The sequence below is a fragment of the Mycobacterium sp. genome, assembly GCF_019247635.1.
Classification (GTDB): Bacteria; Actinomycetota; Actinomycetes; order Mycobacteriales; family Mycobacteriaceae; genus Mycobacterium.
Map to the genome: position 1 here is coordinate 165405 of NZ_JAFBAR010000104.1, position 13003 is coordinate 178407.

At 67.7% G+C, this 13003-nt stretch carries 12 protein-coding genes; 6 read left to right on the forward strand and 6 right to left on the reverse strand.

Going from position 1 to position 13003, the window contains the following annotated elements; translation table 11 throughout:
• Position 1: 1 nt before the first annotated feature.
• Together JO236_RS17635 and JO236_RS17640 are read right to left on the reverse strand one after the other, a co-directional pair.
• The gene (locus tag JO236_RS17635; protein ID WP_293333224.1) at positions 2–823 is read right to left on the reverse strand and encodes a mycofactocin-coupled SDR family oxidoreductase; all 822 of its coding nucleotides are present in this window, start codon (positions 821–823) and stop codon (positions 2–4) included.
• A complete protein-coding gene (locus JO236_RS17640) occupies positions 820–1134 on the reverse strand; it encodes a putative quinol monooxygenase (RefSeq protein ID WP_293333227.1) in 315 nt (104 codons plus the stop codon). The genes JO236_RS17635 and JO236_RS17640 overlap by 4 nt, the downstream gene beginning before the upstream one ends.
• A gap of 176 nt (positions 1135–1310) precedes the next feature.
• Here JO236_RS17640 and JO236_RS17645 point away from each other — a divergent pair, with 176 nt between their 5' ends.
• Positions 1311–3815, forward strand: coding sequence for a DNA translocase FtsK (locus JO236_RS17645; RefSeq protein WP_293333159.1), 2505 nt, complete (start codon positions 1311–1313; stop codon positions 3813–3815).
• Positions 3816–3885: 70 nt separating this feature from the next.
• Here JO236_RS17645 and JO236_RS17650 read toward each other — a convergent pair whose 3' ends face one another.
• Positions 3886–6486 (reverse strand): ATP-binding protein, encoded by a 2601-nt coding sequence (locus JO236_RS17650; RefSeq protein WP_293333162.1) that lies wholly within the window; start codon positions 6484–6486, stop codon positions 3886–3888.
• A gap of 238 nt (positions 6487–6724) precedes the next feature.
• Here JO236_RS17650 and JO236_RS17655 point away from each other — a divergent pair, with 238 nt between their 5' ends.
• Positions 6725–8491 carry a PE family protein gene (locus JO236_RS17655; protein ID WP_293333165.1) on the forward strand — a complete coding sequence of 589 codons (1767 nt, stop codon included), beginning with the start codon at positions 6725–6727 and terminating at the stop codon, positions 8489–8491.
• 74 nt (positions 8492–8565) lie between these two features.
• Here JO236_RS17655 and JO236_RS17660 read toward each other — a convergent pair whose 3' ends face one another.
• Positions 8566–9090 (reverse strand): amino-acid N-acetyltransferase, encoded by a 525-nt coding sequence (locus JO236_RS17660; protein ID WP_293333168.1) that lies wholly within the window; start codon positions 9088–9090, stop codon positions 8566–8568.
• Positions 9091–9174: 84 nt separating this feature from the next.
• Here JO236_RS17660 and pgsA point away from each other — a divergent pair, with 84 nt between their 5' ends.
• The 4 genes from pgsA to pspM all read left to right on the forward strand — a co-directional run bounded on the left by pgsA (position 9175) and on the right by pspM (position 11900).
• The gene (gene pgsA / locus JO236_RS17665; RefSeq protein WP_293333230.1) at positions 9175–9738 is read left to right on the forward strand and encodes a CDP-diacylglycerol--glycerol-3-phosphate 3-phosphatidyltransferase; all 564 of its coding nucleotides are present in this window, start codon (positions 9175–9177) and stop codon (positions 9736–9738) included.
• A gap of 77 nt (positions 9739–9815) precedes the next feature.
• On the forward strand, positions 9816–10133 hold the full coding sequence (gene clgR / locus JO236_RS17670; protein WP_293333171.1) for a transcriptional regulator ClgR: 318 nt from the start codon (positions 9816–9818) through the stop codon (positions 10131–10133).
• 112 nt (positions 10134–10245) lie between these two features.
• Positions 10246–11085, forward strand: coding sequence for a phage shock protein PspA (gene pspA, locus JO236_RS17675; protein WP_293333174.1), 840 nt, complete (start codon positions 10246–10248; stop codon positions 11083–11085).
• An 11-nt stretch (positions 11086–11096) separates the two neighbouring features.
• The gene (pspM, locus tag JO236_RS17680) at positions 11097–11900 is read left to right on the forward strand and encodes a phage shock envelope stress response protein PspM (protein ID WP_293333176.1); all 804 of its coding nucleotides are present in this window, start codon (positions 11097–11099) and stop codon (positions 11898–11900) included.
• A gap of 84 nt (positions 11901–11984) precedes the next feature.
• Here the strand turns inward: pspM and JO236_RS17685 are convergent, their stop codons facing one another.
• Together JO236_RS17685 and JO236_RS17690 are read right to left on the reverse strand one after the other, a co-directional pair.
• On the reverse strand, positions 11985–12377 hold the full coding sequence (locus tag JO236_RS17685; protein WP_293333179.1) for a DUF5313 domain-containing protein: 393 nt from the start codon (positions 12375–12377) through the stop codon (positions 11985–11987).
• A 3-nt stretch (positions 12378–12380) separates the two neighbouring features.
• Positions 12381–12812, reverse strand: a complete 432-nt coding sequence (locus JO236_RS17690; protein WP_293333182.1) for a limonene-1,2-epoxide hydrolase family protein — start codon at positions 12810–12812, stop codon at positions 12381–12383.
• Positions 12813–13003: the final 191 nt, after the last annotated feature.

The following is a 13003-nucleotide window of genomic DNA, read 5'->3' on the forward strand; positions in this document are numbered from 1 at the left end:
TCTACTTATTCAAAAAGCCCGCATCGACCGGCAACGTCACGCCGGTGATGTAGCGGGCCTGGTCAGACACCAACCATGCTACAGCGTTGGCGATGTCTTCGGCTTGCAGGACCTCCACGGGCAGAGCGTTGCCTATGGCTAAGGGCGAATCGGCCACCGCGGCCAGCTTGGCCAGCCACTCCTGGGTGAACTCGTTGTTGATCATGGGCGTTTCGACACCCGAAGGGTGGATCGAGTTGACCCGAATATTCTGTCTGGCAAGCAGATTCGCGTATATCCGCATCAACCCAACCACCCCGTGTTTGGCAGCGGCATAGCCGATGGAGCCAGCATCCGCGCTGCCGACACCGGCCAACCCCGCGCTCGAACTGATCAACACGATCGACCCACCGGTGCCCTGCTTGACCATGGCCGGTATCGCGACCTTGATGGTGTGGTAAACGCCGGTGAGGTTGACGTCGATGACATCGCGCCAGCCGTCGTCACCCGATTGCATAGGGGCGATTCCGGCGTTGGCCACCACGATGTCGACGCGGCCTAACTCATCGAGACCCGCCTGCAGGGCCGAAGACAGCGACGCGCGATCGCGCACGTCGGCCTGTTTGGCTACGATGCGGGCGCCGGTGTCTTCAACAAGCTTGACCGTGGCCGCCAGATCTTCCGGCGAGGCCAATGGATATGGCACGCTGTCGATTTGTCCGCACAGGTCGACAGCGATCACGTTCGCGCCGTCAACCGCCAACCGCACCGCGTGCGCGCGCCCCTGCCCCCGCGCGGCCCCGGTGATAAAGGCGACCTTCCCCTCCAGCGGCCGGTCCATCAGGAGCGAAGCTGTCCTTTGTCCGGGTCGCCGGCCACGACAGGCTGCAGCATTTTGATGTCGGGAGCACCGGCCAGGTGCTCGCCGGCGGCGGAGAACATCTTGCCGATCGCGGGCGCGGTACTGTGGGTCTTCAGCGCCTCCTCATCGGCCCACTGCTCGACGAAGACAAAAGTCTCGCCGGATTGGTGCAGCGAATAGAGCTGGCAGCCAGGTTCGTCGTGCACTTCCCCGACCGCAGAGGTGAGGATGTCGCGGACGGCATCGACCGATTCGGGTTTCACGGTCAAGGTGGCGACGACGACAACGGGCATGCTGGGCTCCTCGGAGACGTAAGGCGGGATGGCAGTCACCCTACTCACGCGGCCGCGGTGTCGGTCATGGCGCGTGTGTCAAAACTGAGCGCAGCGCCCGCGTACCGAGCCGACACATATTTGTGACCTGTGTGGCAGATGGTGAATATGGGGCGATTGCGACTAGGCTTGGGCTCATGGCTAGTAAGACCGTCGCCCGCTCCGGTGCCCGAACGAGCAGGTCAAAGGCCGCTTCGCGGGGTGGGTCCCGAAGTGCGCGATCGGCAGTGCCCCGCAAAAGAGTGAGCAAGCCCGTCAGGGGACGCAACAGGCCCGCGCGACGGCGCAATTCGTCGTTGCTGGTGTCCGGTGGCGTGACCTGCGGCCGCGCCATGCGCGCGGCCTGGATGATGGCTGCCAAAGGAACCGGCAGCGCGGCCCGGTCGATCGGGCGAGCCCGGGACATCGAGCCTGGACACCGCCGCGACGGGATCGCGCTGGTCCTGCTCGGCCTCGCCGTCGTCGTCGCCGCGAGCTCGTGGTTTGACGCCGCCCGCCCGGTCGGCGCGTGGGTGGACACCATACTGCGGACCTTCATTGGCTCGGCGGTGGTATTGCTTCCGGCGGTCACCGCGGTCGTGGCGGTGGTCTTGATGCGCACCCAGCCCAATGCCGATGCCCGGCCGCGGCTGATTCTCGGCTCAACCCTGGTCGCGCTATCCCTGCTGGGACTGTGCCACCTGTGGGCGGGTTCGCCGGAGGCTCCGGTCGCGCGCCAGCACGTGGCCGGGTTCGTCGGTTTCGCCATCGGCGGGCCGCTCTCCGACGGTTTGACCGCCTGGATCGCCGCGCCGCTGCTGTTCATCGGCGCGTTGTTCGGCCTCCTGCTGTTGACCGGGACGACGATCCGCGAGGTGCCCGATGCCATGCGTGCGATGTTCGGCACCCGGTTGTTCCAGCGCGAGTACCTCGATGACGAAGCTGACTATGACGAATACGACGACGAGGCCGACACGCAAGACCTCATGCGTGAGGACTTCTCCGACGGCTACTACGACGCGCCGGTCGCCGACGATGAACCGCAGGCGTGGCCGTCCGCGAGCCTCGAGGGAGACGACACTCCCACCATTCCGGAACCTGCCGTTGAAGCGACGCGCCGTCGCAGCTCCCGCAAGCGCCCCGAGGTCATGGACCGGGTTGTCGAAGGTCCCTACACGTTGCCGTCGCTCGACCTGCTGGTGGCCGGCGATCCGCCCAAGAAACGCAGTGTCGCCAACAGCCATATGGCCACTGCGATCGGCGAGGTGCTCACGCAGTTCAAGGTCGACGCGGCGGTCACCGGATGCACCCGGGGACCGACCGTAACCAGGTATGAGGTCGAGCTCGGGCCCGGCGTCAAGGTGGAGAAAATCACCGCTCTGCAGCGCAACATCGCCTACGCGGTGGCCACCGAGAGCGTGCGCATGCTGGCCCCGATCCCCGGCAAGTCCGCCGTCGGCATCGAGGTACCCAACACCGACCGCGAAATGGTGCGGTTGGCCGACGTGCTGACCGCGCCGTCGACGCGCCGTGACCACCATCCGCTGGTGATCGGGCTGGGCAAGGACATCGAGGGCGACTTCATCTCGGCCAATCTGGCCAAGATGCCGCACCTGTTGGTGGCCGGCTCGACCGGATCCGGCAAGTCCAGCTTCGTCAACTCCATGCTGATCTCGCTGCTGACACGGGCCACCCCCGAAGAGGTCAGGATGATCCTGATCGATCCCAAGATGGTGGAACTAACGCCGTATGAAGGCATTCCGCATCTGATCACGCCGATCATCACCCAGCCGAAGAAGGCGGCGGCCGCGCTGGCGTGGCTGGTCGACGAGATGGAACAGCGCTACCAGGACATGCAGGCCTCGCGCGTGCGCCACATCGACGACTTCAATGACAAGGTGCGATCCGGTGCGATCACGGCGCCGCTGGGCAGCCAGCGTGAGTACCGGCCGTACCCGTACGTCGTGGCGATCGTCGACGAGCTGGCCGACCTGATGATGACCGCGCCACGCGACGTCGAGGACGCCATTGTGCGGATCACACAGAAGGCGCGCGCCGCGGGCATCCACCTCGTGCTGGCCACCCAGCGCCCGTCGGTGGACGTCGTCACCGGGCTGATCAAGACCAACGTGCCGTCTCGGCTGGCGTTCGCGACCTCATCGCTGATCGACAGCCGGGTGATCCTGGACCAGCCGGGGGCGGAGAAGCTGGTCGGCATGGGCGACGGCCTGTTCCTGCCGATGGGCGCGAGCAAGCCGGTCCGGCTGCAGGGCGCCTACATCACCGACGAGGAAATCCAGGCTGTCGTCACTGCCTGCAAGGACCAGGCTGAACCCGAGTACACCGAGGGCGTCACGACCGCCAAACCCACCGGTGAGCGCGCGGACGTCGACCCGGACATCGGCGACGATATGGACGTGTTCCTACAGGCCGTGGAGTTGGTGGTGTCCAGCCAGTTCGGCTCGACCTCGATGCTGCAGCGCAAGCTGCGCGTCGGCTTCGCCAAAGCCGGCCGGCTGATGGACCTGATGGAGACCCGCGGCATCGTGGGGCCCAGCGAGGGCTCGAAGGCGCGCGAGGTGCTGGTCAAACCCGACGAGCTGGCCGCGACGTTGGCGGCGATCCGCGGCCTCGGCGGCGTGTCCGATGACGAGGCCGACTAGCGCGAGCAGACGCAGCACCGCACTGCGCGCGCATGTGGCGTGCCACCCTCGGATCGGGGGCCACGTAGCGCTAAGAGCCGCGGTGGGCGTGTGCGGCGGCTTGGGTGCGGTTGGCCACGCCGAGTTTGAGCAGGATCGAACTGACGTGCCAGCTGGCGGTTTTCCGGCTGATGTGCAGCGCGGTGGCGATCTGGGTGTCGCTGTGCCCGGCGGCGAGCAGCTCGAGGACTTCGCGTTCGCGGCGGGTCAATCCGTGGGAGTCGGCACGGGTTTCGGCGCTGCGGCCGCGGCGGGTGGGGCCGCGCAACGCCATCAGGCGCTGCTGGGCGCGGCGGGCTGCGGCCCGCGCGCCCAGGCGGCGAAACGTGGACAGCGCAGATTCCACCGCGGTGATGTCGCCGCCGAGTTGGGCGACCGCGGCGTCGTAGGGGCAACCGCGGCGCATCCATTCCTCGGCGGCGGCCTGCCAGTCGCCGCGGACCTCCAGCTCGAACGGTGTGCGCGGGTCATCGATGCCAACCGTGGGTTCACCGCCGGCCAAACACAGCCAGCGTTGCAGCGCCCCAATCAGCCAGGGGTCGGCGTGCGCAGGCGTCGCTGCCAGCCCAGCCTGGGCCTCGCTGCGGCAGCTGTCGTCGTCTCCGGCCAACCAGGCTGCCTCGGCACGCGCGGCCCACACCGAAAAAAACCGGAGGTGGTCGGGTTCGGCGCTGGCCACGGCGTCGTCAAGCAGCGCGGCAACGGGCTGCTGGCCGCGCCGGGCATGAACCAGGGCAAGGATGAGTCGCGGCAAAATCCGATTCACCGCGGCCAGCCCGGGCCGGGTCAGAAGATCCTCGGCCGCAGCGCCGGCCCAGTCCCAGTCGCCGCGACGAAGCCGCAACAACGCATCCACTCCGACGATCAACGCCTCGAAGGTGAACACATTATGTTCGCGGCAGTACGCGAGCGAGTCGGTGATGTAGCGATCCGCGCGTTCGACGTCGTAGTGCGACGCCGCCAGCCAACAGACGATCGTTGCCAGCAGTCCGGCATGTTCGCTGCGGGTCTGGGTAGCCATCGCGTCACGCCATGCCGCTTCCAGCTGCTGCCACCCGGCGTTGGTGGTCAGGACCTGGGTTGCCGCCGCGGCGGCGCGGGCACGAATGACCAAGGCGTCGTCACCGAGGTGCGTTCCCAAAGTGATGGCCTGGGCGGCGTAGTCAACCGCTGCTGGGTCAAAACCCCAGCTGCCGAACTCGGCCAAGTTGACCAGCGACCACCCTAGCTGCGGGGATGCTTCGAAGCCTTGTGCCAGCTCCAGCGCGGCTCGCGCGGCATCGAAGGCCTCGCGGACTCGGCCCATGCCCCACAGCTCGTGCGAAAGCCAGCGCAGGTTCTCGCTTTCCCCGAGCGAATCACCCAGCGCGCGACGACACTTGCTCGCCTCACGCCAAGACGCCACCGCCTCTTCAGCCTGCCCGTACAGGTAGCTGGTGAGCGCGTGCTGCTCAATCCAGCGGACCTTTTGTTCGGTGGGGATAGTGTCGGCGTGGCGCAGCACCAGCGCGTACAGCTGGGTAGCTTCCCGGTTGGCGCCCAGGGCGACGGCCCGCTCGGCCGCGGCCACGCCGTGGCGGATCACCGCGTCCGCGTCGCGGGCTTGATCGGCGTGAAACGTCAACGCCGCCAATGCGTTGGGGTCTATGGGTGGTTCGGCCAGCGCGGTCAGCGCCTTTTTGTGCAGCATGCGCCGGCGCAAATCGGGGATTTGCTCCAAGGCGGCTTGCCGGGCCAACTCATGGCGGAAACCGACCACCTCCTCATCGACCACCAGCACCCCGGCGGATGCGCATTCGGCCAGCGCCCCACCAGCCTCCGGGCACACCTTGTTCAGCAGGCTCAGGGCCGCGCGCGGGCCACAGGTGGCCACGGCCTCGGTGATTGCGCGCCCGTCGGCCGACAACCGAGCCAACCGGCCCCACACCGCCTCCGCCGCGCTGCGCGGCAACGCCTTTTCGCGCAGCGCATCCGCGCCGGCGGCCAGCACCTCAGTCACATAAAACGGGTTGCCGCCAGTCAGTTGATGCACCTGCTCGGCGTTGACCCCGCTGCCGGAAGCCAGCACCGCCACCGCCTCGCGGCTCAGCGGCTCCAACTTGATCCGGCCAACCCCGGCGCAGCCCGCCACATCGCCCAGCGCCACTGCAAGCGGGTGCTGCTGATCGAGCTCGTCATCGCGGTAAGACACCACCAACAGCAGGGGCAGTGCATTGATGCGGCGGGCCAGAAAGCGGATTAAATCCAGGGTGGCCCCATCGGCCCAATGCGCATCCTCGATCACCCACACCCAGCACCGCCCGTTGCGCAACATCTCCAGGAGCTGCCGATACAATGCACCGGCGTCACCGGATTCGATCGCCGCAGCGAGACCCGCGGCGACCGCGGAGCTCAACCCGCCGAGCGCATCGATCACCGGGCCTAACGGCCGCGGTGCGGCCAGTGGATCACACCAGCCCACCAACACCCGGATCGAGCCGTCCAATGTGGCCGTGAAGCGGTTGATCAGTGCGGTCTTGCCGACACCGGCCTCCCCGCGCAGCAACATCACCTGGCCCGACCCCCGGCGCAACGCCTGCGCCAGTCGGGTCAGCTCGGACAGCGGCGCTTGGCGCTCCAACAAACCCTGCATCAGCTGCCCGTTCCCTGCTCCTGACCGTGCCCGATGCGCGGTGTAGCAAAGACCGGTACTTTTACCGATCTACCGCACCCCGCGCCCGGAGCACACTACGCATCAAGCGCTCCGGGCGGTCGACGCGGCACCGTCCGCACCACTCGAGACATGATGCGAACACTGTAGCCGCGTGACGGCCCCGTGCGCCCAAATTCCGGCCAGCCCTTTGGGATTAAGCGAACTGGATGAGGCAAAGATGGCGTATGTAATCGCGGCACCGGAGTTTCTCACGACCGCGGCGGCGGATCTGCAAAGTATCGACTCGGCGCTCAACTCGGCTCGCGCGGCTGCGGTCGGCCCGACGACCGGGCTGCTGGCCGCCGGCGCCGACGAGGTCTCGCAGGCCGTGGTGGCGCTGTTCGGCGGCCACGCCCAGGCCTTTCAGGCGGCCGGCGCCCAGGCGGCGGCGTTTCATGCGGAGTTTGTACAGGCCATGCAGGCGGCCGCGGGGTCGTATGCGGCCGCCGAGGCGGCGAACGCCTCGCCGTTACAGACTCTCGAGCAAGACCTGCTGGATCCAATCAATGCGCCTTTCGTCGCGCTGACTGGGCGGCCGCTGATCGGCAATGGCGCCAACGGCGCCCCGGGGACCGGGGAGGCCGGCGGGGGCGGCGGGTGGCTTGGCGGCAACGGCGGCGACGGAGGGTCGGGTGCGCCCGGCGGCAATGGTGGGGCCGGCGGCTCCGCGTTTTTGTTCGGTAACGGCGGCGCCGGCGGACCTGGGGGAACTGGCCTTACCGGCACAACGGGCTCGTCGGCCAGCCACACCAACGGGGGCACGGGCGGCATCGGCGGCGTCGGCGGGGCCGGTGGCAACGGCGGTCTGATCTTCGGCAACGGCGGTCCCGGCGGTCTCGGCGGTGTGGGCGGCATCGGCGGTCTGGGCGGAGGCGGCAGCTCTGGCTTGCTCGCCGGCAGCGGCACGGACGGCGGTCAGGGCGGGAACGGCGGTACGGGTGGAGTCGGCGGCCAAGCCCAGGGGTTCGCGGGCTTGTTCGGCGGCCAAGCCGGTGCCAACGGGAATGGCGGCGGTGGCGGCGACGGCGGCCATGGCGGGCAGGGCGGTAGCCCTCTTGCTGGCGGGTCCGGCGGCCACGGCGGCGACGGCGGCAACGCCGGCCTCGGTGGCAGTGCGGGCGGCTCCGGCGCGGTCGCGGGTGGTGCGGGCAACGGTGGCCGCGGCGGCGACGGCGGCAACGGCGGCATCTTCAACGCGAGCGGCGACGTCGGCGGTAACGGCGGCACCGGCGGCAACGGCGGCAACGGCTACAACGGCGGCGACGGCGGCACCGGCGGCACCGGCGCTAGCGGTGTCCTCACCAACATCACCAAGGGCGACATCGCCGGCGGTGGTGGTGGCGGCGGGGGGGCCGGCGGGAACAGCACCGGCGGCGGCACCGGCGGCACCGGCGGTAACGGCGGCCCTGGTGGTTCAGCGGGTATCAACGGGAACAACGTCATCTCCGCCAGCACCCAGGTCGCCGGCGGCGGCGATGGCGGGGGCCCCGCCGGCGCAACCGGCGGCCCCGGTGGAGGCGGTGGCGGCGGCGGTGCGGCCAGCGTCGGTGCCACGGGGACCGGGATCACCGCCGGAAACGGCGGAAACGGTGGTGGGACTGGGGGCGGCGTCGGCGCTAGCGGTGGGTCCGCGGGCGGCGGCTCCGACACCACCGCCGGCGTATCGGGCGGTGGTGGCGGTGGTGGCGGCGGCGGGGTCAACGGTGGTTTTGGCGGCACCGGCGGCGACGGGGCTGGTGCCAGCGCTAGCACCTCCGGCGGCGGCGGGTATTTCTCCGGCGGTGACGGCGGAGCCGGCGGCTACCCCGGGAGCCCAGGCATCGCCTATCCCGGCAACGGCGGCGGCGCCAGCACCGGCGGGGGCGGTGGCGGCGGAGCCGGAAACATCGCGGAGAACGGCACCGGTGCCAGCGCCACCGGCGGCAACGGCGGCAACGGCGGATAGGCCGACTAGCGGGAGCAGACGCAAAAGCACCCCAATCCTCGGCGTGTCGCGTGCTTTTGTGCCTGCTCGGCAAACTAGAGGACCAGCAGCATCCGAGAGTTGCCCAGGATGTTGGGCTTGACATAGCTCAGGTCCAAGAATTCGGCCACGCCGATGTCATACGAGCGGCACATCTCGTCGAACACCTCTGCGGTAACCGGGGTGCCCTCGATCTCGGTGAATCCATGCCTGCCGAAGAACTCGGTCTCGAAGGTCAACACGAACAGCCGCTTCAGCTGGAGCTCACGGGCTACTTCGAGCAGCCGGTTGACGATCGCGTGGCCGATTCCGTGCCCGGTCGTGGCGGGGTCGACTGCGACGGTGCGGATTTCACCGAGGTCCGACCACAACACGTGCAACGCCCCGCAACCGACCACTTTGCCCGGGAGGTCGGGGCGTTCGGCAACCCAAAATTCCTGCACGGCTTCGTAAAGCGTCACGAGGTTCTTCTCCAGCAGGATCCTGCCCGCATAGGTGTCGACAAGTTGTTTGATCGCTGGGACGTCAGATGTTCGCGCGCGTCGCACCACCGGCAGGTGATCCCGTGGACTTTCGGTCACGGGAGAACAGTATCGACATCTAGGGCGGTTGAGCTGGGCACCCGTTATTCTGTTGCCGTGTCGGGGCAGCCGCAAACGGGTCCGATGGTGCGCCGCGCCCGTATCGCCAACCTCGCCAATATCCTGACCGGGCTGCGGCTTGTGATGGTCCCCATCTTCCTGTTTGCCCTGTTTTACGGCGGCGGCCATGAAACCTCTGCCCGCATAGCGGCCTGGGCGATCTTCGCGGTTGCCTGCCTTACCGATCGACTGGACGGTCAGCTGGCTCGTAACTACGGCATGGCAACGGAATTCGGCGCCTTTGTCGATCCCATCGCCGACAAGGCGCTGATCGGCTCCGCCCTGGTCGGCCTGTCCATGCTCGGCGACTTGCCCTGGTGGGTCACGATTTTGATCCTGGTTCGCGAGCTCGGGGTGACGGTGTTGCGGTTGGCGGTGATTCGCCGCGGCGTCATCCCCGCCAGCTGGGGCGGCAAGCTCAAGACACTGACCCAGGCCGTGGCGATCGGGTTGTTCGTTTTGCCGCTGTCGGGCGGGCTGCATGTCGTGGCGGCGGTTGTGATGGCCATCGCGATCGTGCTTACCGTGGTCACCGGAGTCGACTATGTGGCCACCACGGCCCGGGAAGTTCGCCAAAGCTCAGACTGACGCACCCGGGAACCAACCCCGCCGCTGTCGGCGTTGGCGTTATGGCGGATTGTTTTTCGGGCCGAGGGGAGACACCGATGGCGTCATTGGTTCGCGAGGTCATTGGCGAGGTGCTGCGCGGGGCCCGGATTTCACAAGGCCGCACGTTGCGGGAGGTGTCCGATTCGGCACGGGTGAGCCTCGGGTACCTATCGGAGGTCGAGCGCGGCCGCAAGGAACCGTCCAGCGAACTGCTCGGCGCGATTTGTGACGCGTTGCGGGTTCCGCTGTCCGAGGTGCTCATCGGCGCCGGCGAGCAGATGGCGCGCGAGGAAAGCGCGGCTCAGACCAGTTCCAGCATTGACGCCAGCACCAAAATGGTCATTCCGCAGGCGACGGCTTTGGCAATGGCGTGAGTGCCGGGGTGGGGCTATCGCCGCGAAACCACTAAATTGAGCGGCAGGGTAAGCGCTGGGGCCTAACCGGGGACCATCCAGCCCACACAAGAAGCGAAGGCGGAGCTAAGTCATGGCCAATCCATTCGTCAAAGCGTGGAAGTACCTCATGGCGCTGTTCAATTCCAAGATCGACGAGCATGCCGACCCCAAGGTGCAGATCCAGCAGGCCATCGAGGAGGCACAGCGCACCCACCAGGCGTTGACCCAGCAGGCGGCGCAGGTGATCGGTAACCAGCGCCAGCTGGAGATGCGGCTCAACCGGCAGCTCGCCGACATCGAAAAGCTCCAGGTCAACGTGCGTCAGGCCTTGACGCTGGCCGACCAGGCCACGGGCGCCGGCGACGCCGCCAAGGCCACCGAGTACAACAACGCCGCCGAAGCGTTCGCGGCGCAGCTGGTCACCGCCGAGCAGAGCGTCGAAGACCTCAAGACGCTGCACGACCAGGCGCTGCAGGCGGCGGCTCAGGCCAAAAAGGCCGTCGAACGCAATGCAATGGTGCTGCAGCAGAAGATCGCGGAGCGCACCAAGCTGCTCAGCCAGCTCGAGCAGGCCAAGATGCAGGAGCAGGTCAGCGCGTCGCTGCGGTCGATGAGTGAACTCGCCGCACCTGGCAATACCCCAAGCCTCGACGAGGTGCGCGACAAGATCGAACGGCGCTACGCCAACGCCGTCGGTTCAGCCGAGCTTGCGCAGAGTTCGGTGCAGGGTCGCATGCTCGAGGTCGAACAGGCCGGCGTTGAAATGGCCGGTCACTCCCGGCTGGAGCAGATTCGCGCCTCGATGCGCGGTGAGGCCCTGCCGACCGGCGGCGCGGCGACTCCCGCGGTGGCCCCACCGACTCCGGCCGCCAACCCGGCGACTCCCGCAGGCGGTGCACCGGTTTCAGAAAACCCCTACGGCCAGCAATAAGCGGACTCTCGGTGGCGGTGAAAGTGAGTCAGCGTGGGCTGCTGCAGCGTGGATTCGACGCTGTGGGCGACCTAACCGACTTCTTAGCGCAGAAGATCAGTGCCGCTACCGATCCGCGGGCACGGTTGCTGCGCCGCCGCCGACGCGCGCTGCGATGGGGCTTGATCTTTGCGTCCGGGTGCGTGTTCTGGGGCGTGCTTACGGCGATCCTTGCGGCCTGGGGCTGGTTCGCGTTGCTGCTCGAGATCACCGGCGCGGTCGCGGTCGTCATGGCCGTGCCCGCGACGCTGTTGCTGTTTCGCTACCGCTGGCTGCGGTCGGAGCCATTGCCCGCCGCACGGCCGACCAACGTGCATCGACTGCCTCCACATGGCTCGGCGGCCAGACCCGCGATGTATGCACTCGGCGCCTCCGAACGAGGGTTCTTCTCGTTGTTGGGCGTGCTGGAGCGGGGTGCAATGTTGCCGGCCGACGAGATACGTGACCTCACGGCAGCAGCCAACCGTAGTTCGGCGGCTATGGCGGCTACCGCCGCCGAGGTGGTGTCGATGGAGCGGGTGGCTTATCACACGGATACATCGCGCCCATATCTGGTGCCGACCATCAACGCGTTCACTGCCCAGTTGAGCGCCGGTGTTCGTCAGTACAACGAAATGGTCACCGCCGCAGCACAATTAGTGTCATCCGTCAACGGTGATGCGGTGGTTGCCGGTTCGCGACAGCGCTACCGGGCCGAGCTCGTCGACGCCACCGATCGCCTGGTCGGTTGGGCGCAGGCCTTCGACGAGCTCGGGGGATTACCGAAGACCGGTTAGCGGGCGTGGCCGGTCGCCGCCATGTGGAGCGGCGATCGCGAGCGCGGCGGAGCCGGGCGTGGCGGGTCGCCGCCATGTGGTTAGTCAGTCCTGGGTCCGGGGCCCATAGCGTTCGATGTACGCCCGATGGATGTGGGCGTTGCGCTTGTTGGCCAGCTCGTCGACGAGTTCCGGGTCCAGGCCGTGTACGCGCAGCATGTGGCGCCGCCAGATTTTGTTGAGCGCATGCGAGAAGTACACGAACGGAATGAGAATTGGCAGCGTCATGCTCAGGTGGACATCCAACGTCGTCGGTATCAACCAGAACGGGGCGAGCACGAGCACCGCCGGCACCGCGACCCGAATCATCATCCGGCGGGCAGCACCCTTGCCGGCCAGGTCGTTGCGTACCCAGTCGCGCATCGAGTCGGGCAGCCGCGCCCCGAGGCAATAACGGACTAGTTGTACGAAGTTAGGCTTCGTCCTGACGGCACTCACCCGTCAAAACGTCGCTCGCAGCGACGGCACCGCCAACCCGGCCAATCCGCGCACGGTCGCCTTGAGCACGTCGTACAGGTCGAAGTAGTCCCGCCACAACGTGATTCGCCCGTCGTGCACCTCGAACACGCCACAAACCCAGAACTGCAGCCGCAGCGGCCCGAAGATCAGCGCGTCGGTGCGCTCGGTGAGCACGGCGGCCCCGTCGGCGGCGACGCGGTGAATCTTCACCTCGAAGGCGCTGCGGCCATCCATGCGGCGGAACAGATCTATCACCCTCTTGCGGCCGCGGATCGTCGGAAAGCCCACATTCTGGTAGACGAGGTCGTCGTCCAGCGCCGCGTCGGCGACGTCGATATTCCCATCCTGCAGCGCGTTCAGGAATCCCTCGACCGTGCGGATGTTGTCGACGGAGGTTTCAGCTATCTCGGTCATGATTGCCAGCGTAGGCCCGGTGACGATGCAGCCCGTGTAGCGGGGTGAGGAGGAGGCGGGCCATTAGATCGGGCCCGGTGACGATGCAGCCCGTGTAGCGGGGTGAGGAGGAGGCGGGCCATTAGATCGGGCCCGGTGACGATGCAGCCCGTGTAGCGGGGTGAGGAGGAGGCGGGCCATTAGATCGGGCC

Coding starts and splice junctions, on each gene's coding strand:
- clgR (WP_293333171.1), top strand. CDS start 9,816: ATGGCGTCATTGGTTCGCGAGGTCATTGGCGAGGTGCTGCGCGGGGCC.
- JO236_RS17690 (WP_293333182.1), bottom strand. CDS start 12,812: ATGACCGAGATAGCTGAAACCTCCGTCGACAACATCCGCACGGTCGAG.
- JO236_RS17655 (WP_293333165.1), top strand. CDS start 6,725: ATGGCGTATGTAATCGCGGCACCGGAGTTTCTCACGACCGCGGCGGCG.
- pgsA (WP_293333230.1), top strand. CDS start 9,175: ATGGTGCGCCGCGCCCGTATCGCCAACCTCGCCAATATCCTGACCGGG.
- JO236_RS17650 (WP_293333162.1), bottom strand. CDS start 6,486: ATGCAGGGTTTGTTGGAGCGCCAAGCGCCGCTGTCCGAGCTGACCCGA.
- JO236_RS17645 (WP_293333159.1), top strand. CDS start 1,311: ATGGCTAGTAAGACCGTCGCCCGCTCCGGTGCCCGAACGAGCAGGTCA.
- JO236_RS17640 (WP_293333227.1), bottom strand. CDS start 1,134: ATGCCCGTTGTCGTCGTCGCCACCTTGACCGTGAAACCCGAATCGGTC.
- pspA (WP_293333174.1), top strand. CDS start 10,246: ATGGCCAATCCATTCGTCAAAGCGTGGAAGTACCTCATGGCGCTGTTC.